The sequence below is a fragment of the Vibrio stylophorae genome, from assembly GCF_921293875.1.
Lineage (GTDB): Bacteria > Pseudomonadota > Gammaproteobacteria > Enterobacterales > Vibrionaceae > Vibrio_A > Vibrio_A stylophorae.
In genome coordinates, this window is the sequence record NZ_CAKLDI010000001.1 from 2,430,853 (window position 1) to 2,451,932 (window position 21,080).

At 48.1% G+C, this 21,080-nt stretch carries 23 protein-coding genes; 8 read left to right on the forward strand and 15 right to left on the reverse strand.

Going from position 1 to position 21,080, the window contains the following annotated elements; all coding sequences use genetic code 11:
- Positions 1-62: 62 nt before the first annotated feature.
- The 4 genes from L9P36_RS11310 to rpoE form a co-directional block, all read right to left on the reverse strand.
- Positions 63-533 (reverse strand): SoxR reducing system RseC family protein, encoded by a 471-nt coding sequence (locus tag L9P36_RS11310; RefSeq protein ID WP_237466915.1) that lies wholly within the window; start codon positions 531-533, stop codon positions 63-65.
- Between the two features lie 96 nt (positions 534-629).
- Positions 630-1,646: a sigma-E factor regulatory protein RseB gene (gene rseB, locus L9P36_RS11315; RefSeq protein ID WP_237466917.1), complete on the reverse strand. Its 1,017-nt coding sequence runs from the start codon at positions 1,644-1,646 to the stop codon at positions 630-632.
- Entirely contained in the window at positions 1,630-2,232 is a 603-nt protein-coding gene (locus tag L9P36_RS11320; protein WP_237466919.1) for an RseA family anti-sigma factor, read from the reverse strand. The genes rseB and L9P36_RS11320 overlap by 17 nt, the downstream gene beginning before the upstream one ends.
- A gap of 20 nt (positions 2,233-2,252) precedes the next feature.
- Positions 2,253-2,834, reverse strand: coding sequence for an RNA polymerase sigma factor RpoE (rpoE, locus tag L9P36_RS11325; protein ID WP_237466921.1), 582 nt, complete (start codon positions 2,832-2,834; stop codon positions 2,253-2,255).
- A 323-nt stretch (positions 2,835-3,157) separates the two neighbouring features.
- Here rpoE and nadB point away from each other — a divergent pair, with 323 nt between their 5' ends.
- Positions 3,158-4,780 carry an L-aspartate oxidase gene (nadB, locus tag L9P36_RS11330; protein ID WP_237466923.1) on the forward strand — a complete coding sequence of 541 codons (1,623 nt, stop codon included), beginning with the start codon at positions 3,158-3,160 and terminating at the stop codon, positions 4,778-4,780.
- A gap of 120 nt (positions 4,781-4,900) precedes the next feature.
- Here the strand turns inward: nadB and hemL are convergent, their stop codons facing one another.
- Complete coding sequence (gene hemL / locus L9P36_RS11335; protein ID WP_237466924.1) at positions 4,901-6,208, reverse strand: glutamate-1-semialdehyde 2,1-aminomutase; 1,308 nt, start codon at positions 6,206-6,208, stop codon at positions 4,901-4,903.
- 150 nt (positions 6,209-6,358) lie between these two features.
- Between hemL and erpA the strand changes: the two genes are divergently transcribed.
- The gene (gene erpA / locus L9P36_RS11340) at positions 6,359-6,700 is read left to right on the forward strand and encodes an iron-sulfur cluster insertion protein ErpA (RefSeq protein WP_237466926.1); all 342 of its coding nucleotides are present in this window, start codon (positions 6,359-6,361) and stop codon (positions 6,698-6,700) included.
- Positions 6,701-6,793: 93 nt separating this feature from the next.
- On the opposite strand, the gene L9P36_RS11345 is transcribed toward erpA, so the two are convergent.
- Both L9P36_RS11345 and L9P36_RS11350 read right to left on the reverse strand, forming a co-directional pair.
- Positions 6,794-7,564 (reverse strand): ABC transporter permease, encoded by a 771-nt coding sequence (locus L9P36_RS11345; protein WP_237466928.1) that lies wholly within the window; start codon positions 7,562-7,564, stop codon positions 6,794-6,796.
- The gene (locus L9P36_RS11350; protein WP_237466929.1) at positions 7,561-8,484 is read right to left on the reverse strand and encodes an ABC transporter ATP-binding protein; all 924 of its coding nucleotides are present in this window, start codon (positions 8,482-8,484) and stop codon (positions 7,561-7,563) included. The genes L9P36_RS11345 and L9P36_RS11350 overlap by 4 nt, the downstream gene beginning before the upstream one ends.
- Before the next feature lie 107 nt (positions 8,485-8,591).
- On the opposite strand from L9P36_RS11350, the gene can reads away from it, so the two are divergent.
- Positions 8,592-9,278 (forward strand): carbonate dehydratase, encoded by a 687-nt coding sequence (gene can, locus L9P36_RS11355; protein ID WP_237466931.1) that lies wholly within the window; start codon positions 8,592-8,594, stop codon positions 9,276-9,278.
- Between the two features lie 69 nt (positions 9,279-9,347).
- Here can and hpt read toward each other — a convergent pair whose 3' ends face one another.
- Positions 9,348-9,878, reverse strand: a complete 531-nt coding sequence (gene hpt, locus L9P36_RS11360) for a hypoxanthine phosphoribosyltransferase (protein WP_237466933.1) — start codon at positions 9,876-9,878, stop codon at positions 9,348-9,350.
- Positions 9,879-10,079: 201 nt separating this feature from the next.
- Between hpt and L9P36_RS11365 the strand changes: the two genes are divergently transcribed.
- Positions 10,080-10,685: a TetR/AcrR family transcriptional regulator gene (locus tag L9P36_RS11365; RefSeq protein WP_237466936.1), complete on the forward strand. Its 606-nt coding sequence runs from the start codon at positions 10,080-10,082 to the stop codon at positions 10,683-10,685.
- 83 nt (positions 10,686-10,768) lie between these two features.
- On the opposite strand, the gene L9P36_RS11370 is transcribed toward L9P36_RS11365, so the two are convergent.
- The 7 genes from L9P36_RS11370 to tolC all read right to left on the reverse strand — a co-directional run bounded on the left by L9P36_RS11370 (position 10,769) and on the right by tolC (position 18,262).
- Complete coding sequence (locus L9P36_RS11370; protein ID WP_237466938.1) at positions 10,769-11,830, reverse strand: ABC transporter ATP-binding protein; 1,062 nt, start codon at positions 11,828-11,830, stop codon at positions 10,769-10,771.
- On the reverse strand, positions 11,827-13,449 hold the full coding sequence (locus L9P36_RS11375; protein ID WP_237466946.1) for an ABC transporter permease: 1,623 nt from the start codon (positions 13,447-13,449) through the stop codon (positions 11,827-11,829). Before L9P36_RS11375 ends, L9P36_RS11370 begins: the two co-directional genes overlap by 4 nt.
- A gap of 76 nt (positions 13,450-13,525) precedes the next feature.
- The gene (locus tag L9P36_RS11380) at positions 13,526-14,542 is read right to left on the reverse strand and encodes a Fe(3+) ABC transporter substrate-binding protein (protein ID WP_237466948.1); all 1,017 of its coding nucleotides are present in this window, start codon (positions 14,540-14,542) and stop codon (positions 13,526-13,528) included.
- A 156-nt stretch (positions 14,543-14,698) separates the two neighbouring features.
- Positions 14,699-15,925 (reverse strand): ammonium transporter, encoded by a 1,227-nt coding sequence (locus L9P36_RS11385; protein WP_237466950.1) that lies wholly within the window; start codon positions 15,923-15,925, stop codon positions 14,699-14,701.
- Between the two features lie 10 nt (positions 15,926-15,935).
- Complete coding sequence (locus tag L9P36_RS11390) at positions 15,936-16,274, reverse strand: P-II family nitrogen regulator (RefSeq protein WP_237466952.1); 339 nt, start codon at positions 16,272-16,274, stop codon at positions 15,936-15,938.
- A gap of 217 nt (positions 16,275-16,491) precedes the next feature.
- The gene (locus tag L9P36_RS11395) at positions 16,492-16,863 is read right to left on the reverse strand and encodes a YacL family protein (RefSeq protein ID WP_237466954.1); all 372 of its coding nucleotides are present in this window, start codon (positions 16,861-16,863) and stop codon (positions 16,492-16,494) included.
- A 64-nt stretch (positions 16,864-16,927) separates the two neighbouring features.
- Positions 16,928-18,262 carry an outer membrane channel protein TolC gene (gene tolC, locus L9P36_RS11400; RefSeq protein ID WP_237466956.1) on the reverse strand — a complete coding sequence of 445 codons (1,335 nt, stop codon included), beginning with the start codon at positions 18,260-18,262 and terminating at the stop codon, positions 16,928-16,930.
- Positions 18,263-18,516: 254 nt separating this feature from the next.
- Between tolC and nudF the strand changes: the two genes are divergently transcribed.
- Genes nudF through L9P36_RS11420 form a run of 4 tightly spaced genes read left to right on the forward strand, consistent with a single transcriptional unit; the run spans position 18,517 to position 21,007 of the window.
- Positions 18,517-19,155 carry an ADP-ribose diphosphatase gene (gene nudF / locus L9P36_RS11405; RefSeq protein WP_237466958.1) on the forward strand — a complete coding sequence of 213 codons (639 nt, stop codon included), beginning with the start codon at positions 18,517-18,519 and terminating at the stop codon, positions 19,153-19,155.
- Positions 19,156-19,158: 3 nt separating this feature from the next.
- Positions 19,159-19,581, forward strand: coding sequence for a DUF1249 family protein (locus L9P36_RS11410; protein ID WP_237466959.1), 423 nt, complete (start codon positions 19,159-19,161; stop codon positions 19,579-19,581).
- Positions 19,582-19,585: 4 nt separating this feature from the next.
- Positions 19,586-20,422, forward strand: coding sequence for a 3',5'-cyclic-AMP phosphodiesterase (cpdA, locus tag L9P36_RS11415; RefSeq protein WP_237466962.1), 837 nt, complete (start codon positions 19,586-19,588; stop codon positions 20,420-20,422).
- A 3-nt stretch (positions 20,423-20,425) separates the two neighbouring features.
- On the forward strand, positions 20,426-21,007 hold the full coding sequence (locus L9P36_RS11420) for a YqiA/YcfP family alpha/beta fold hydrolase (RefSeq protein WP_237466964.1): 582 nt from the start codon (positions 20,426-20,428) through the stop codon (positions 21,005-21,007).
- Positions 21,008-21,080: the final 73 nt, after the last annotated feature.

Sequence of the window (21,080 nt, forward strand, 5' to 3'; positions counted from 1 at the left end):
AAAAATGTATGTAAAATTCGAAGATCAATCTGGCGGATTCTAACCAATTTCCAATGCCGCGGCTATCTTTCGATGAAGGATTCACCACAGTTGGCCGCGGGTTGACTCAGAATGCGTAAAATTTGCGGCTGATAATGTAACTGTTGCTGCCAACGCTGCGCCAATCGACGACTCAGCCATAGCGAGCCAAGCGCAACCAACAGACCACCAGCAATCGCGGCAAGCTCGTGAGCAAAGAGCCACTGGCCCACAATCGCGCCAACAAATAAGCCTAAAATCGGCAACAGATAAACCAATGCGGCAGCATGCAGCAAAGAGCGCTCGGTTAGTCCAAGCTCAACTTGCTGTCCCACTTGTAGTGACAGTTCACTTTCAAGCTGCCATTGATGCACCTTGCCGCCAATCGCTTTTGAAACAACGCCAGTGGCACAATGACTTTGATGCTGACAATGACCACAGCTCGATTGCTGCGCACTCTGCAGCGTGATGCGTCGTCCTTGAATCGCCACCACAGTGGCAATAGCTTTCAACATAAATTGCGCCTTATCGAATCAAAGGGGCTCAAGTGTACCATAGAAAACAGGCGCCTTGGCGCCTGTTCAATGAGAGGAGATCACTTTGCCATGCCATTATTTCTCTGGTTTTGGCGCAGTTGACATGGCGCGAAAAGAGTCTGCGATTTTGCGCGCTGTCGTTGGTGGAATATCACCCACCACAGTGACCTCAACATCCCCCATCATATTGCTATAGAGGGTGCGACGGCCTTGGCGTGCCAGCTGCTCCTTAACGCTTAAACTATCAGCTTCCGCAACGTATACCGAGAAGCTAAACAAGCCATCACTAAACAGCATGCTCTCCACCGGACGCTCAGTCATAATCAAACGATGGCGATTTTCACTCACTGCAACAAAGCCTTCCGGCACCCAAGTTAGCTGCCAAGGCAATTTCAGATGATTTTTCTTCTCTGCACCTTTAATCGCAGGGGGTAACTTCATCTCCGCCATGCCCGTTGCAAGGAACTGACCAATACGCGGATCAACCGCATAGGCGATAGCGCGATACTGCTCTAAGGGCGCACCATTGCGATCCAATAAATCAGCGCGAAGCGGCAAGCCGGAGTGTTCATCAACCCACACCACGTAGCTGTAGCGCAAACCATCTTTAGAGGCGATACGAATCACTTGGCAAGCAGAGCCAGCCTCTCGGCCACGCCCAAGGGCGATAAAGTTATAATGCTTAGCAAGCTGCTCAACCTTCACTTGCAACAGTGCAGGCAAGGGGCCCACCATTTCACCGCTTCGCACGGTAAAAGGCTCAAGATTGTGCTCAAAGTAGCTGACATCATCACCGCGGCGAATTACTTCACGGCGCGGCCCAGATAAAAACAGCAGCTGCGCATAGCTTTCCCCTTGCTCAACGCCATGTCGATAACGCAGGGTTTCAATGCTGTTACTGCGCATCACATAGTAAGCCAGCTCATAGTTTTCTTGTGCCACCGCTTGCACCATCTGCTGCAAACGTTGCTCTGGTGGCATTGTTTTCGGTGCCGATTCACTCGGCGTATTACTTGCCTGCGCCGAAGCAATCAAACAAAAGGAGGCGAATAGGATCCAGCCTCGGCGAAACCAATTACTGTGCTGTTGCACCAATTTCCTGCTCCATGACCGGGGTCGCGTGTAAACGAAGCTGCAGCTCATGATCTTGCATCAATGAGTGAATACGGCGACGCTGCTGATCTTCCATTTGAATGTGCTGCGCATCGGATGTTTGTTCAGCATCGAGATTTAAGCTCACTGGCTCAGCACTACCAAAAAATGGCACGGTATGCAGCACTGGCTCAGCGCTTTGCACCGCTTGTGGCATATCGCCTTGGCCAGAATATTGCACGCCAAGCACCACAGCTAATGAAACACAGGCGGCAACGCCCATTTGTGCCAAGTTCGAAAACCAACTCGGTAAGCTACGTTTTGCTTGCACTGGCGTAGGCTGCGACTGCTGCAATGGCACCACATTCTCTTCGGCCACACCTTGATGTGCTGGCTCATCTTCAAGCGCTGCGGCAACACTGGCTGCAATATCAAATTGCATCGCTTCACCTTGCATCACATCGCGAATCAGATGATGGCGTTGCCACTGCGCCTGCATCGGTTGATCAAGGCAAAGTGTATCAATCGCCTCAGGCGTTTGATCTTCACCATCCATCAACGCGGAAATCTGAATTTGTTTAGACATAGTCAATACCCATCATCTGATCATTCAGGTTGCAATAAAGGTTCAATCTTTTTATCAATGGCTTCACGCGCGCGAAAAATTCGCGAACGCACCGTCCCCACAGGACAAGCCATAATCTGCGCAATTTCGTCATAGCTCAGACCGTCAATTTCACGCAGGGTGATCGCGGTTTTGAGATCATCAGGCAGCGCTTCAATGGTTGAAAAAATGACCTGCTTTAATTGCTCAGACATCATTCGGCTTTCAGGGTTCGCAATTTCTTTTAAAGCGTGACCGCCTTCGTAAAATTCCGCATCTTGCGCATCCACATCATGACTCGGTGGACGGCGACCCTGCGCCACTAAATAGTTCTTTGCTGTATTGACCGCAATTCGATAAAGCCAAGTATAGAATGCACTCTCACCTCGAAAACCAGGCAGCGCACGGTAAGCCTTAATAAAGGCTTCTTGGGCTATATCGGGAATATCACCAGAATTTTGGCAATAGCGGGCCACGAGGTTGCATACCTTGTTTTGGTATCGCACCACCAGCAAATTAAACGCGTTTTTATCCCCTTGCTGAACGCGCTCAACAAGGGCTTGATCCGTTATCTGCTCGCTCATTCGAGCACTCACTCCTCTATCCTTTCTCAATTGCGCTTTTCTTACGCCACAACTGTTTGAGCATGGCCATCGATTGGGCAAGCATGAGTAAGATAATACTTGGCGAAAAAAGTTCCGTTAGGGCGAAAAAATCAACATTAATTTTTAGCCCTTAAGATGCATCCGTACGCTTTATATGATAAAAATTGAGGCGAAAGAAGACGCCACTGCGACCCGTCCTCGGCGCATTCACACTATGCCTGAAAATGGCCATGCATAAAAGTGAGTCTCGACTTCAACGGATTTTGACTTGGGTGGCGCCAGTACAGGGAAAAGACAGATTTATGACAACTCAACGAGAGCACCTTTGTGACGTCCTCGTCATCGGTAGTGGTGCTGCCGGTCTCTCACTCGCACTTCATGTTGCCTCTCAATATAAAGTGATTGTTCTCAGTAAAGGTCCATGTAAAGAAGGCGCGACCTTTTATGCCCAAGGCGGGATTGCCGCCGTTTTTGATGAAACTGACAGTGTTGAATCGCACGTCGACGATACGATGATTGCCGGCGCCGGTTTATGCGAACGCGATACCGTACAATTTATTGCTGAAAATGCTAAAGAGTGTGTGCAGTGGCTCATCGATGGTGGCGTGCCATTTGATCGCGACGGCCAAGATAACGCCGGGAAGCCACGCTATCACCTCACCAAAGAGGGCGGCCATAGTCATCGCCGTATTTTGCATGCCGCCGATGCCACAGGTCAGGCGATGCAGCGCACCTTGCTCGATAATGTTCGCGACCATGACAATATCACCCTGCTAGAGCGCCATAATGCCTTAGATTTGATTACCCTTGGTCGTCAAGACAAGCAAATTGCGGGTGCCTATGTTTGGAACCGTAACGAAGAGCACGTAGAAACCGTACGTGCGAAATATGTTGTGCTTGCCACAGGCGGTGCGTCTAAGGTCTACCAATACACCTCCAACCCAGATGTATCTTCTGGCGATGGGATTGCTATGGCATGGCGCGCAGGTTGCCGTGTTGCCAACCTTGAGTTTAACCAATTCCATCCCACTTGCCTCTATCACCCAGACGCACGCAACTTTTTGCTCACCGAAGCGCTGCGTGGTGAAGGTGCTTACTTGCGCCGCCCAGATGGCAGCCGCTTTATGCCTGATTTTGATGCGCGAGAAGAGCTGGCACCGCGTGATATCGTGGCGCGTGCTATCGACTATGAGATGAAGCGCTTGGGCGCTGATTGCATGTATCTAGATATCAGTCATAAAGACGCAGCATTTGTGCGCAGTCATTTCCCAATGATTGATGAAAAACTGCGTGGCCTCGGCATTGATATGACCAAAGAGCCCATTCCTATTGTCCCAGCCGCGCATTACACCTGTGGTGGTGTAGTCGTCGATAAAAAAGGCCGCACCGATATCCACGGCTTGTACGCTATTGGCGAGGTGAGCTATACCGGCTTGCATGGCGCCAATCGTATGGCTTCAAACTCACTGCTTGAGTGCGTGGTTTACGCCAAAAGTGCGGCCGAGCATATTATGGATACCATCGCTCATGTTGAAGCGCCGCCGCGCTTACCAGCGTGGGATGAGAGCCAAGTCAACTGCTCCGATGAAGAGGTGGTGATCCAGCATAACTGGCATGAACTGCGCCTATTTATGTGGGACTACATGGGCATTGTGCGCACCGACAAACGTCTTGAGCGGGCGCTGCGCCGTATCAATATGCTCAAACAAGAGATCCACGAGTACTACAGCTACTTCCGTGTTTCAAATAACCTGCTTGAGCTACGTAACTTGGTGCAAGTGGCTGAATTAATGGTGCACTGCGCCATGCGCCGTAAAGAAAGCCGCGGCCTGCATTACACCTTGGATTATCCCGATATGCTACCTGAGTCTAAACCAACCATTTTGGACCCAGCTGAATTAATGAAAGCCAAGGATACGCATTAATGTCTTTACAGAGACTCAGCTACTTGTTTAGTCTCAAATGACAGCCAATAAAAAAACCGAGCAAGGCTCGGTTTTTTATTGGCTTTAAAATCGTATGTTGATTGCTGCAATAGTTGACGATTATTCGGCTGAATCCGCCAATTGTGCAAAGGCACGATCCATAGCTGACAAAGTGGCTTCAATTTCACGAGAGCCATGTGCCAAAGACATAAAGCTTGCTTCAAAGGCTGATGGTGCAAGATACACCCCTTGATCCAACATCAAGTGGAAGAAACGTTTAAAACGCTCAACATCACAACGCGTCACATCCGCATAGCAAGTCACGCTTGGTTGATCGGTAAAGAAGAAACCAAACATACCGCCCGCCGCATTGATCACCAAATCAATGCCATGGCGCTCAGCAAGTTGTTTCATGCCTGAGGTAAGCTGCTCAGTACGCTTTGCTAAGCGCGCCTCATTGCCCTCTTCAGACAAAATTTTCAAACAGGCATAACCTGCGGCCATGGCTACTGGGTTACCAGACAACGTCCCTGCTTGATAAACCGGGCCCGTTGGCGCGATATATTGCATCACATCTTTGCGACCACCAAAGGCACCCACAGGCATACCGCCGCCAATCACTTTACCCAAAGTGGTGAGGTCTGGTTTGACGCCAAAGTGCGCTTGCGCGCCGCCCAATGCCACGCGAAAACCTGTCATCACTTCATCAAAAATCAGCAGTGCACCAAATTCATCACACAGTGCACGCAAACCTGGCAGAAAATCAGGATTTGGCAAAATACAGTTCATATTGCCGGCAACTGGCTCAACAATGATGCAGGCAATCTCATCTGGATGCTGCTCAAAAGCTTGGCGTACAGAATTCAAATCGTTGTAATCACAAGTCAGTGTATGCTTGGCAAAATCCGCCGGTACACCCGGTGAGTTTGGCTGACCAAGGGTCAATGCGCCTGAGCCTGCTTTCACTAGCAAGCAGTCAGCATGGCCATGGTAGCAGCCTTCAAATTTAATGAACTTATCACGACCGGTAAAACCACGCGCCAAACGAATCGCACTCATGGTCGCTTCGGTACCAGAGTTCACCATACGTACCATCTCCATGGATGGCACAAGGGTGCTGACCAATTTGGCCATTTCAATCTCTTTGGCCGTTGGTGCGCCAAAGCTCAAACCACGACGGGCAGCATCAATCGCGGCATCGCGAACCACCGCATGGTTATGACCCAAAATCATTGGCCCCCATGAGCCAACATAATCAATATACGCATTGCCATCGGCATCAAACAGGTAAGCACCATCTGCGCGCTCAATAAAAAGTGGGTGACCACCAACCCCAGCAAATGCACGAACTGGAGAGTTGACCCCGCCCGGAATCACATCCTGAGCATCAGAAAAAAGTTGAGCAGATATTGCTTGTGAATGAGACATGACTGAATCCTTTAGCGGCTGTGCAAAGTGCTGGCATTGTATGCCCATTTGCTGCAAGATGCGAACCCTGCCGCAAACCGGTAAATACTTGAACGATTGACTCAGGTATTAGATAATCCCCCCTAAAAATAGGCGCAATGTGAGGCAACCATGAGTGATAACGCTATTCCTTTGGCATTTACCGATGCCGCTGCCAATAAAGTCAAAACGCTGATCGCGGAAGAAGAGAATCCAAATCTAAAATTGCGCGTCTATATCACCGGTGGGGGTTGTAGTGGCTTCCAATATGGCTTTACCTTTGACGAAAACGTCAACGAGGGTGATCTCACCATCGAAAAATCAGGTGTCACGCTGGTAGTTGACCCAATGAGCTTGCAATATCTGATTGGTGGTGAAGTGGATTACACCGAAGGACTGGAAGGCTCACGCTTTTTCGTCAACAACCCCAATGCCACCACAACCTGTGGCTGCGGTGCATCCTTTAGCGTTTAATACGCTTAAGAAGATGGCGAAATACAGCTTGCAACAAAAAACGCGCTTAAAGCGCGTTTTTTTATGGCCGTTATCATGGCTATCTGCGAGCTTTTAAGTTCTTAGCCCCACCCCTTTGCTAATCAAACGATAAGCCAAGGTATAAAGCAGCGCAATAAAGGCAAACAGCACGATAAAGGCATGACCAATGCTGATATCCGATACCCCTAAAAAGCCATAGCGAAACGCATTCACCATGTACACAATCGGGTTAATCTTAGAAACCCATTGCCAAACTTCAGGCAGCAAACTTAAGGAGTAAAAAACGCCGCCTAAGTAGGTCAGTGGCGTCAGCACAAAGGTGGGCACAATAGAGATATCGTCAAAAGTGCGGGCAAAGACTGCATTAATGAGCCCCCCCAAGGCAAACACCACCGCGGTTAAAAAGACAATGGCAATCACCACCGCCCAGTGCGCAATGGACAGTTTGACAAAAAATAGCGACACCGCAGTCACCAGCGCGCCAACAGCCAAACCACGGCACACGCCACCGCCAATATAGCCCAGAATAATCACATGATTAGGGACAGGTGCCACCAGCATTTCTTCAATATTGCGCTGAAATTTAGCGCTAAAAAATGACGACGCGACGTTAGAGTAAGAGTTGGTGATCACCGACATCATGATCAAACCCGGAACGATATAGGCCATATAACTAAAACCTTCCATATCACCAATTCGACTGCCAATCAGGTTACCGAAAATAATGAAATACAACGTCATGGTGATCACGGGAGGCACTAAAGTTTGCACCCAAATACGGGTAAATCGATTGATCTCTTTGTGAATAATGCTAACAAAGGCAATCCAGTAGGGATGACTCACTGTGCAACCTCCTGCGCTTGGCGTACCAATGTGACAAATAGTTCTTCAAGACGATTGGACTTGTTGCGCATCGATAGCACGTTCACCCCTTGCTCGCTTAAGGTAGCAAACAACATATTGAGCCCCATGGTCTTATCGACATCCACCTCCAAGGTGTTTTCATCAATTTGCCGCATCATCACCCCATCAATTTCAGGTGTTTTCAGCATCGGCGCCACATCCAAAACAAAGGTTTCTCGCTGAATTTTTGCCAGCAAAGCTTTCATGGAAGTGTGCTCAATCAACTGACCACGGTTGATAATGCCAATGTTACGACACAGCATTTCCGCTTCTTCCAAATAGTGGGTGGTCAAAATAATGGTGATCCCTTGCGCGTTAAGCTGCTGCAAAAACGCCCACATGCCGCGACGCACTTCGATATCTACCCCAGCTGTCGGCTCATCTAAAATCAGCAGTTTTGGCTCGTGCATTAAGGCACGCGCAATCATCAAACGGCGTTTCATCCCACCCGATAGATTGCGCGCTCGCGCATCACGCTTTTCCCAAAGCTCTAACTGCTTGAGGTATTTTTCAGCACGCTCAATAGCAACCGTACGCGGCACGCCATAATAGCCCGCTTGGTTCACCACTATCTGCAATACGGTTTCAAAGGGATTGAAATTAAATTCTTGCGGCACCAGGCCGAGGTGACGTTTGGCTTTTGATTTATCTGTCTCCAGATCATCACCAAAAATGGTCACGCGGCCGCCGGTGGGATTGACCAAAGAGCTGATAATGCCAATGGTGGTGGACTTGCCCGCACCATTGGGCCCTAGCAGGGCAAAAAAATCACCTTGAGCGACATTGAGGTCGAGCCCCTTAAGCGCTTGAACCCCACCGTCATAGGTTTTGGTCAAGCCTTCGATCTTTAATGCAAACATGATTTTCAATAATCTGTTACTAAAACATACAAAAAGAATACACAACTCGGATCTGTCTTGCAGCAAAGCCGTGTATAGTATGCTCGGTTAACGACGAAGAATGGATTATGCCTGATATCAAACAGATATTCGCCAACAACCAAGCTTGGGCGAACAAAATCAAGGATGAGCAGCCAGAGTACTTCTCTGAGCTAGCCAAGGAACAAACCCCAGAATACCTATGGATTGGTTGTGCTGATAGTCGCGTCCCTGCTGAGCGTCTCACCGGCCTACACAGCGGCGAACTATTTGTTCACCGTAATGTGGCCAACCAAGTGATTCATACCGATCTCAACTGCCTTTCAGTCTTACAATACGCGGTCGACGTACTTCAAGTCCGCCATGTTATTGTTTGCGGCCACTATGGCTGTGGCGGTGTCAACGCGGCCATTGATAATCCCAAACTGGGTTTAATCAACAACTGGCTACTCCATATTCGCGATCTTTATCTCAAGCATCGCACCGTTTTTGGTGGTATTCCACGCGATCAGTGGGGTGATACCCTATGTGAAATCAACGTCGCAGAGCAAGTCTATAACTTAGGCAACTCGACGATTTTGCAAAGTGCTTGGGAGCGCGGTCAGGACATTCGCCTGCATGGCTGGGTCTACGGGATTCACGATGGCGTACTTGGTTCCATGGGACTCAATGCCAATAGTCGCGAAAGTCTCGAAATCGCCTATCAAAGTGCCATGGCTCGTATTAAAGAAGCCGGCACTGGTCGATTAGAACTGACTGAAAAAGAATTTAAATAATCCAATAAAAAAGCGGCTTTAAAAGCCGCTTTTTTATTTTGAAATACTATCAGAAAAAATCGACCGCGATTATTCCTGTGGCACCACTTTACCGATAAATGGCAAATGGCGATATTTTTGCGCGTAGTCGATGCCCACACCCACCACAAATTCATCTGGAATTTGAAAGCCAATCCACTCAACTTTCACATCCACTTCACGGCGAGATGGCTTATCAAGCAACGTACAGATCTCAATTGAATTTGGTTCACGCAAACGCAAAATTTCGCACACTTTGCTCAAGGTATTACCGGTATCGATAATATCTTCAACCAACACAACATCTTTACCTTTGATGTCATCATCAAGGTCTTTCAAAATGCGAACATCACGTGAACTTTCCATGCCATTGCCATAGCTAGACGCGGTCATAAAGTCGATTTCATGCGTCAAATTCACCTGACGGGCTAGATCGGCTAAGAACACAAAGGAGCCACGAAGTAGACCAATTAAGACTAAATTCTCACTGCCTTGATAGCGCTCAGTGATCGCTTGACCCAATTCAGCAACACGGGCATGTACCTCTTGCTCTGAAATCATTACTTCGATGGTATGTTTCATTATTCCTCTCTACATTTGCGAAAAGCCAAGTGCTTTCCGAGATGGGTCACATTCTAGCAAAAAATAGCTGAAATAGTGAAAACACAGTCATTCGAAGTTTCGAGCTGATTCTCTAAATTAACATTGCTCGTCCGGTAACCAATTATTACTATTTATCTTATGCAACCACGACCCTAATTAGCAAAGGATTTGTATAAACAAATGGACACGTCAACCAAACGACGCCGCACCCGACTATCCCCAGAACAACGGAGAGAGCAGCTGTTAAATACGGCCATGGAGGTCTTTGCTCTACGTGGTATCGGCCGAGCAGGTCATGCTGAAATTGCTGAAATTGCCCAAGTATCTGTCGCAACCGTCTTTAACTATTTTCCAACCCGTGAAGATTTAGTCGACGTAGTGCTAGCGCAAGCTGAACGCGAATTTGCCTTGGTATTAAAGCGCTGTTTTCAGTCTGCAGAAACACCTCTCAAGCAGGGTGTCACTGCACTACTAGATGGCCTAATGGTCTCAGTGCAGCAGCAAGTTGCATGGGTTCGCGTTTGGTTTGAGTGGAGTACATCCACACGTGATGAAGTTTGGCCAAAGTTCCTTCAGGGTCACAATGAAACCAACCAATTCTTTATTGAAAGCTACGAAACAGCGAAGCGCCAAGGCGAAATTCGCACTGAAGCGCTTCAAGCAGATACCTTTGCAGACTACCTTCACGGCATTTGCTACGTGCTATTTATTCGCGCGACCGTCAGTCGAGATGAAGCTTTGATTCGTCGTAAAACCAATGAGTTTCTTGAGCTTATTTTTAACTAAAACTCAATTTTAGTTCACCCCGATTTTGCTCAAGCCTGCGTATCCCTCATGATGAGGGATACGCTTTTTTATATCCGTCTAATTTATCCCGCCAGCGCCATATCATCTTGGCTCGCATCCGTCGCAATGGCATGAACTGAATCAGTCAAAACCGTCACATGCGGTAAAGCTAATTCAGGCCAAAGCTGAGATTGTTGCGCCCAACATTGCTGCCCTTTGAGTTGCAGCTGATAAAGATGATAATCACCGCGAAATTGATGTTGAAGAATATCGGCTGCAACCCCCTGCTTGGCGATGCCAAGATGCTGTGGTCGAAGCATTAACTGCACCAGCGCGCCTGCCTTAAATCGCCGATTCAGACGCAGCGTTCCCAGCTCGCATTGCGCGCTCAGCCCAGAGTCATCCACTTTACCAGGCAACAAACTACAACGCCCGAGCATTCTTGCCACCATTTCAGTACTGGGTTGCTGATACAGCTGCTCTGGTGGACCCACCTGCAAAATACGGCCTTGATGCATCACCGCCACTTGGTCAGCAAAAGCAAAAGCTTCTTCTCGCGCGTGAGTGACAAATACCGCACTCACCCCTTCTAGACGAAAGATCTCCCGCAGCTCAGCAATCATTTCATAACGAACTTGCGAATCAATATTGGAAAAAGGCTCATCCAATAACAGCAATTTAGGTCGATTTGCCAAGGCACGAGCAATGGCTACACGCTGCTGCTGCCCACCAGAAAGCTGATGTGGATAGCGAGCGCCGAGCCCTTGAAGATGCACCAATGCTAATAATGCCTCGACTCGCGCAGCTTTTGCTTGGCGCGTCAATTTGCTCAGTGAAAAGGCAATATTCTCAGCCACAGTTAAATGGGGAAACAGCGCATAATCTTGAAAGATCATGCCAATTTGTCTTTGTTCCGGCGGCATATCGAATTGCTCACTGGCCACCAACTGTTGATGCAGATAAATCTCGCCTTGGCGAATCGGCTCAAGGCCTGCAATCGCTTTTAACAAGGTGGTTTTGCCGCAACCACTAGCGCCAAGCAAACACAGGATCTGTCCGGCTTCAAGCTGCAGTGAAAGATCGCGCAACACCACGGTATTTTGATAGTGGCAATGGATCTGTTTTAAATTTAAGGCAAGAGTCATGCGCGCTCCAAAGAACGATTCAACCAAATCAATGGGATCAATCCCACCGCAACCAACAACAACGCGGGCAGTGCGGCAATATAAAGCTGGTCATCCGATACGTAATGATAGACATGGGTGGCCAGTGTATTGAAGTTAAAGGGGGCCAAGATCAATGCGGCATTGAGCTCTTTCATCGACTCAATAAACACCAACATAGTAGCCACTAACAAACTGCGCTTTAACAGCGGAAGATGCACACGCCAGAACAGCGTGAGGCCATGGCAGCCCATAGTTTTTGCAGCCATATCTAAACTGGGTGAAAGCTTGCTATAACCACTCTCAATCGCACCAATCGCGACCGCAGCAAAACGAATCACAAAGGCAATCACCAAGGCGGCGATAGTTCCAGAGATAAATAAACCGAGCGGACGGTATCCCAAGGCAACCCATTGATCATTAACCCAGTGTTGCAGCGCACCCGCTGGCAATAAAATCCCAATCGCCAGTACCGTTCCCGGTACAGCATAACCAAAAGAAGCCAGTCGCATCGGCCATACCGAGCGCGGTTTGGTTGCATATAAACGATGATAAACATTCACCGCTAGTGCCAGTATCAGTGCCACTAGCGCGGCATAAATCGAAAGACTAAAGCTATGCCAGCTAATCTGCGCAAAATCATCATTCCAACTTTGCTGCCAATACTGCCAGCTGTAATCCACCAGCTGTAATACTGGGAAAATAAAGGCGGCAGCCAACAGTCCCCAACACCATAGTAAAGCGATGACTTGTCGCCAGCCGCGCAATATTTGTTTCTCGCTGCCCTGCGCTTGTCCCTTGGCAAACACTTTTAGCTGACGGCGGCTATAGCGCTCTAGCGCCAATACCAGAACCACAGCAAGGAGCATCAAGCTGGCTATTTGGCTCGCAGCATGGACCTGTGAGTATCCCAACCAAGCATCATAAACAGCCGTGGTGAGCGTGTGCACAGCAAAGTAATTCACCGTACCAAAATCACCCAGCGCCTCCATCGCCACCAAAGCGCACCCTACAACTAAAGCCGGTCTTGCCATGGGTAAATGAATTCGCCAAAAACGCTGCCAAGGTGTAACACCAAGACTGCGCGCAGCCTGCGTCATTGTTGCAGGCTGCTCTAAAAAAGCGGCACGCATTAACAAATAAATATAGGGATAAAGTACCAAGGCCAGGACAATCATCGCACCGGTTAAAGTGCGAATATCAGGAAACCAGTAATCATGAATAGATTGCCAACCAAACCATTGGCGCAGCGCGATTTGAATGGGGCCTGCATAATCAAACCAGTCGGTATAGATAAATCCAATGATGTAACCTGGCATCGCCAGTGGCAATACCAAAGCCCATTGTAAAAAAGATGCGGAAAAAAATTGATAGCGCGCCAGTAACCAAGCACAAGGCAATGCAAAAAAGGCAGCAAAACCAACCACACCCGCAGCTAAAAGCAGGCTATTTTTAGCATAAATAGGCAATACGGTATCAAGCAGTGAATGAAACACCGCTGTATCTGCGCTCAAGGCGCTGTAACCAATCGCCACGATAGGCGACACAACCAGCAACGCGACTAACCAAGTCAGCGCAGGCAATAGAGAAAAACGCTTCATATCTCTCGCTTACGCGCAAAAGGGGGCCATCGCCCCCTTAAAAAATTAATCCAAATGAAATGCTTTGATCTGCAATTTATAGGTCAAATTGAACTTCATCAAGTAAACGAATGGCATCACCATAGTGCGCAGCGATTTGCGGCAATGGCAAACTATCGATTTTAAATTCACCCCATGACTGCACTAATTCAGATGGCTGCACACCCACCTTAATTGGATGCTCATAGTTCACTTCCGAGTACATATGTTGCGCAACATCACCCGTTAAAAAGGCAATCAATTGCTCCGCATTAGCTTTGTTCGGCGCATATTTTGCAAGTGCAACACCACTGACATTTACATGTGTACCTTGTGCTTGCTGACCAGGGAAGTTGAGATAAACCGCATCAGCCCACGCTTTTTGTGATTCATCATTGAGCATTTTGCCAAGATAGTAGCTATTGCCTAAGGATAGATCACAAAGTCCTTCGCTGATTGCTTTGACCTGTGCGCGGTCATTGCCTTGTGGTTTACGTGCTAGGTTAGCTTTCAAACCTTCAAGCCACGTTTTGGTTGCCGCTTCGCCGTGCTCAGCAATCATCGCAGCCACCAAAGATACATTGTATGGATGCTTACCAGAACGCGTACAGATGCGCCCTTTCCACTGTGGATCAGCGAGATCAAAATAATCAAAATCAGCAGGTAAACGACCGACCCGATCACGAGATGAATACACACCACGGGCACGCAAAGTCAAACCCACCCACTGATTCTCTTTATCACGATACTTCGCAGGAATATTTTCATCAACCTCAGCAATATCAATCGGTTGCACTAAACCTTTATCAACTAAGTTGGTTAGACGACTAATATCAACGGTAAGAATAACATCGGCAGGGCTATATTCACCTTCGCTGGCTAAACGCTCAGCAAGGCCTTTTTTCGCAAACAGAACATTTACTTTAATCCCTGTTTGCTCAGTAAATTTGTCAAAAAGCGGCTCAACCAAAAACGGCTGGCGATATGAGTAAACATTCACTTCCTTGTCTGCGGCTTGCGCATAGCCAGTGAAGAAAGAAGCGACGAGCAATAGTGCTGATCCTAACTTTTTCATTTCAACTCCATAAAAGCTAACGATAATAATTATCAATTGTTTTTCGCGAGTATACGATGTTTCCAATTTGTTGCAAGCAATAATCAATTCAGTCAGCAGGCGAACAACAAAAAGCCCAGCAATCGCTGGGCCTTAAGTCTGTTACAAAAGGTATCGTTATTTGCCCATAAACTCTGGATAAGCCTCAATACCGCAGTCGTGTAAATCCATGCCACTGCGCTCTTCATCTTTACCTACGCGAATACCCACAGTTCTTTTAAGGATAAACCACAGCAATAAACTTGCACTAAATACCCAAGCAAAAATAACCAAAGCGCCTAGAGCCTGAATGGCAAAGCTTGCATCGGTATTGCTCACTGGCACTAAAATCAGCCCGAGCACACCACAAACCCCATGTACAGAAATGGCGCCCACTGGATCATCAATATGCAAGCGATCCAGTGCCACAATGCTGATGATCACCAGCACACCAGCCAGTGCGCCCACGGTCATTGCCCAAATTGGTGATGGTGATAGTGGATCAGCCGTGATCGCCACCAACCCAGCCAAAGCGCCATTAAGGATCATGGTCAAATCCGACTTACCCCAGCGCAATTTACAGAAAATAAGCGCCGCAACCGTCCCCGCTGCTGCCGCTGCATTGGTGTTTAAAAAGATCTGCCCTACTGCTTCAGCATTGGCGCGATCGGAAACCATCAATTGCGAGCCGCCATTAAAGCCAAACCAACCAAACCACAGCACAAAAGCGCCCAGTGTCGCCAGCGGCATACTGGAGCCAGGAATCGGGTAGATTTCGCCTTTCTTACCATATTTACCCTGACGAGCGCCCAGTAGCAGTACGCCAGCAAGCGCTGCAGCCGCACCGGCCATATGCACCACACCTGAGCCCGCAAAGTCAGTAAATCCTAGCTCACTTAAAAAGCCGCCGCCCCAAACCCAATAACCTTCAATAGGATAAATAAGGCCAGTCAAAACCACCGCAAAAGCCAAGAACGCCCAAAGCTTCATGCGTTCAGCCACCGCGCCAGAAACCACCGACATCGCAGTGGCAACAAAGACCACTTGAAAGAAAAAGTCAGATTCTAAAGAGTGATCGGCATCCGCAGCCTGATTACCAATAAGCGTGCCAAATGAGGGTAGCCAACTTCCCTCTGCGTTACCCACATACATAATGTTGTAACCCACCAGCAAGAAAACACAGCAAGCAATGGCATAAAGGCAGATGTTTTTCGTCAAGATTTCAGTGGTATTTTTAGCGCGCACCAAACCCGCCTCGAGCATGGCAAAGCCTGCCGCCATCCACATCACTAGCGCGCCAGATAAACAGAAAAAGAGAGTATCGAGGGCAAAACGTAATTCAGAAACAGAAATTGCAAGTTCCATGGGTCACTCCTTATAGCGCATCGTGGTCAAGTTCACCGGTACGGATTCGCACCGCTTGGGCAACATCACTGACAAAAATTTTGCCGTCGCCGACCTTTCCGGTGTAAGCCGCATCAATGATCGCTTGAATGACTGCATCCACTTCATCAGTGGCTGTGACCATGGTTAATTGTACTTTGGGAAGAAAATCCACTTGATATTCGGTCCCTCGATACAACTCTGTGTGCCCTTTTTGTCGACCAAAGCCCTTCACTTCGGTCACCGTCATCCCTTCAATCCCATGTCGTGCGAGGGCTTCTCTCACCTCTTCGACTTTAAAGGGCTTAATGATGGCTTGAATCATTTTCATCGCTGAGCTCCTATGGTTTCATCCATATCGTGTGACCTCACGCCCCACGCATAGCAAGCTGGTTTCAAATTTGATGCCAGTTTTTTAACACCTATTTTTCAACACCTTACAGCGATAACATCAAGGCATAAAAAAAGCGTGCACTGTTGTGGTGCACGCTTTCACTATTTTAGACCAAATTTTCACCCATCGCGGGAAAGGCGCAATTTCATTGCGCTCAAGCTGAATAGCGCTCAATAAATGCCAGCCAGCTTTGCATCATCTCAATAAAATCTTCAATACCACACAGCGCATAACTCTCGGCATCATAAAAATTATCCACTTCCTCAGGAAGCTCCTGCTCATGGTGCAAATGATGGGCGGTCAAACTCACTTCACCCGCTTCAAAATGAAGGTCAATTTCATGGCCTAACCGCTGCCAAGGCTGATCGGCCTCGGCCGCTTGCATTAATGCCGTAATGATCTGTTGCACAGCGATCGGCGAGCATGCGATCTCATCAATTAACCAGCGCCCTACCAATTCGTGCCCCATGGAAAATTGGGCACGATAGCCGCCATCAAAGGTGCTGTGGCGAAACTCATATTCCATGCAATTACTCTCTTTTAAACATAAAAAAAGCGCCGAGTTCGGCGCTTTTTCTCACGACATCGTTCTATTTACGCGTCGCTTTTTTTACCGTCAAGCTCTTGTTGATATCAACAATATCTTGATCGCTCAACGTACCCACTGCAAGTTTCAATTGCAGCACGCTGAGAATATAGTCGTAACGAGCATCGGCTAGGTTGCGATTTGCATCGTACAAACGGCGTGTCGCATCGAGCACATCAACAATGGTACGGGTACCCACTTCAAAACCAGCTTCAGTTGCTTTCAATGCACTACGCGCTGACACGACTGATTGCTGATAAGCACGCAAAGCACCCATAGTGGCATTGATATTGTTGTAGAAAGCACGGACATCCTTGATCACTTCGCGATAGCTCGCTTCAAGATCTTGGCTTGCCGCTACATACCCAAATTGCGCCTGTTTCACCTGTGAGCTCGTTGCACCACCACTAAAGAGTGGCAAGCTTGCATTGATGCCCATGGTGAGATCGGTCGCTGAGATTTCATCAGGCAAGGCACCAGGGACTGGGTGATCATTGTTTACATGGTTATGACCATAGTTGGCAGTAAAGGCAACGGTTGGTAGATGGCCACCTTGCGCCAAGCTAATTTGCTCTTTCGCACGATCGCGTGCAATGCGTTGCGCTAATAGCGTTAGGTTTTTCTCTTGCGCCGTGGCTTCCAAATCGGTAATCGGTGTGGTTTCACGCTGCGCTGAGAATTGACGGGTATTGAGCGCATTGATCTCTGCGTACTCTTGACCTGTCAATTCACGTAGACCTTCATAACTGTTGGTCAATGTGTTGCGCGCAATAATCTCTTGTGCCAATACGCTGTCGTATTGTGCTTGAGCATCATGCACATCGGTAATGGCTGACAAACCCACTTCAAAACGTTGTTTGGTTTGCTCTAACTGACGCCCTACAGCAGCTTTTTCAGCGCGGATAAAATCAAGGTTATCCATGGCGCGAAGCACTTCAAAATAAGCGGTCGCTGTACGTAAAATCAGACCTTGTTGCTGCGCTGCATAACCGGCATCCGCTTGACGCGCGCTCATCTCGGTAATATCTAGGTTGCTCCAGCTTTGTTGGTTATAAATCAGCTGGTTCAATGATACGCCTGCAGACAACACATCATTTTCATTGGCATCGCGGTTTGAAAGCGTCTTGTTGTAGCCTGCGGTCAAATCAATCTGAGGCAACAACGCAGCGCGTGATTCGTTGATGGCCTCAAATGCAGCATCCTTCTGCGCTGCTGCACTTAAAAGCTGAGGGTCATTTTCCTTTGCTTGCTGATAGACTTGCGCCAAGTCTTCAGCTGACACTAGATTGGCTGTGCCCGCCAAGGCCAAACCAATGGTCAGTGAAAGTAGCTTTTTCATCCGGTGCTGTTCCTAGAAAGAGTTGTCAATTTTCTTATACGATATACGAATTCGGTAACATATCCCAACCAAACTGACGGGAAACTGAATGCCGCCCTTTGATTTTGTTAAGTCTAGCCACGAAACATGAGAGTCACGAATGGAATTTCACTCACAAAACTTAACTAAAAATACAATTTTTATGAGAAAAGTTTAAGGCGATAATTGAGTTCCTCATCATGAGCTCGATACAATATGCTGCCCGAGGAGGAATCATGAGTTGTCACATGTCCGCACTGCAAGATGAACAATTTTACAGCAATCATGATGTAGAAATCATCCAAAAATCTCGTCATTACAATGGTTTTTTAAAAATTGACCATTACCAGTTTCGCCATCGATTGTTTGCTGGTGGCTGGAGTGACCCGATTGTGCGTGAATGTTTAGAGCGAGGCGACGCGGCAGCATTACTGCCCTACGACCCAATTGCTGACACTGTGGTGCTGATCGAACAAATTCGAGTGGGTGCGCTTGGCGGTGAACAGCCTTGGCAGCTTGAAATTGTTGCAGGAATGATAGATAAAGCTGAATCTGCTGAACAAGTGGCTCGCCGTGAAAGCGAGGAAGAAGCTGGCATCAGCATCGAGCGTAGTGAATCAATTTGCAGTTACTACCCAAGCTCTGGCGGCTGCACCGAAAAGCTGTATCTGTTTGTCGGCGAAGTCGATAGCACCAAGGCACAAGGCATTCATGGTTTGGCCGAAGAAAATGAAGATATTCGAGTGCATGTAGTGGCTCGCGAACAAGCGCTCAAATGGCTGCAAAACGGCCGAATTGAAAATGCCGCCAGCATCATTGCACTACAATGGTTAGCATTGAACCACGCTCGATTACGGCAACAATGGCAAGTATAAAATATGAAGTATCGCGTTGATTTCCCAGCATTGATGCGACTATGTGAAGGGAATTACGCAAAATTGATAGGCTTGGTGCCACGACAACAAGAGGTCGGCGCTCAATGTCACTATCAGGTGGTGCAAAACCATTATCGACTCACCATTGAAGAGACGACTAAATACACCACCCTTATACAAATTGAACAGATGGACAGCCAACCTGGCTTTTTGCTATCGCAATTACAAGTTCGTTTATATCATGATGCACGTGTTGCAGAAGTGTGTACCAGTCAACAGCATGGTAAACCACAGCCACGGTATGATTACCCGAACCAAAAGATGTATCAGCAAGATGAAAAACATCGCGTGAATCATTTTTTATCCGAATGGCTCACCTTTTGTCTTCAACATGGCATCCATCAACAACCGCTAATGGAATGGTAACGGAATGACACTTTTGTCTCGCTACAATTTGCCTATAACGCACAGTGACGGTGAGGTTCGCCTTTTGCAAATCACCGACACCCACCTGTTTGCTGATCCAGCAGGCCGGCTGCTTGGCGTAACTACCGCACAAAGTTTTACCGCGGTTGTTGAGGCAATTGGCGAGCGCGCCAACCAAATGGATGCAATTTTGGCCACTGGCGATATTTCTCAGGATCATTCCGCAGCCTCTTACCAACGCTTTGCGCAGGGCATTGCCCATTGGCAATCGCCTTGCTTCTGGCTACCGGGCAATCACGACGATCAGCCCAATATGCACAGCCAGCTGAATCAACATAATATTCAGCCAGCACAACACGTACTGCTCGGTGAGCATTGGCAGATGATTCTGCTCGATAGCCAAGTACCGGGCGTGCCGCATGGTGAACTCAGCGACGCTCAATTGCAGCATCTTGAACAGTGCCTAACTGCACACCCAGAACGCTTTGCCCTGATTTTACTGCATCACCATCCACTACCAGCTGGCAGTCATTGGCTGGATCAGCATCAACTGAAAAATCAGCAAGCGCTATGGCAAGTACTCGCCAACTACCCGCAAGCCAAAACCATTATCTGCGGTCATATTCATCAAGATTTGGATTGCTGTTACCAAGGTGTGCGCATTATGTCTGCACCTTCGACCTGCATTCAGTTTCTACCTGATTCCTATGATTTTGCCTTGGACACCACCAACCCAGGTTGGCGTGAGCTTACCTTACATGCAAATGGTCACGTGAGCACACAAGTGCACCGCATTGAGGGCAACCGTTTCTTGCCACAACTTGATGCAGGCGGTTACTAATTCGTGACTGTTCTAGCTTATCTTCACGGTTTTCAAAGCTCTCCTAAATCGCATAAAGGGGAGCTATTGGCACAAGCCTGTGCCCAGCAAGGGATCACCTTACTGCGACCACAAATTCCAGACTTGCCAGGCGAAGCAAAAGCGATGCTGGAAACCTTTGTTGCCAGTGAAAAGCCCACAGGACTCATTGGCAGCTCGCTTGGTGGCTACTATGCCACTTACCTCAGTGAACGCTTTGCTCTGCCTGCTGTTCTAGTAAATCCAGCGGTGCGGCCTTACGAACTGCTCGAAGACTTTCTTGGTCCACAGCAGAATCCATATACGGGTCATCAATATACGCTGACCCCAGAGCACATGCAGGCTCTCCGTGATCTCGACGTTCCCAACCTCAGCTTGAGTATTCCTCGTTGGCTATTACAACAGACCGAGGATGAAGTTCTGGATTTTCGACAAGCTGCGCAAAAATACCAACAACATCACTGCACCATAGAGACTGGCGGCAATCACGCTTTCGTCGATTTTGACCGCTACTGTCAGGCGATTATCGCTTTTTTACAGGGCGATCCCTCCTTCACAAAAGCGTAAGCCTGCGCTGAGTGAAACTTGACAATAGAAAGTGCCCCGCCGACTATTGGTGCCAACAATTTGTGACTTACCA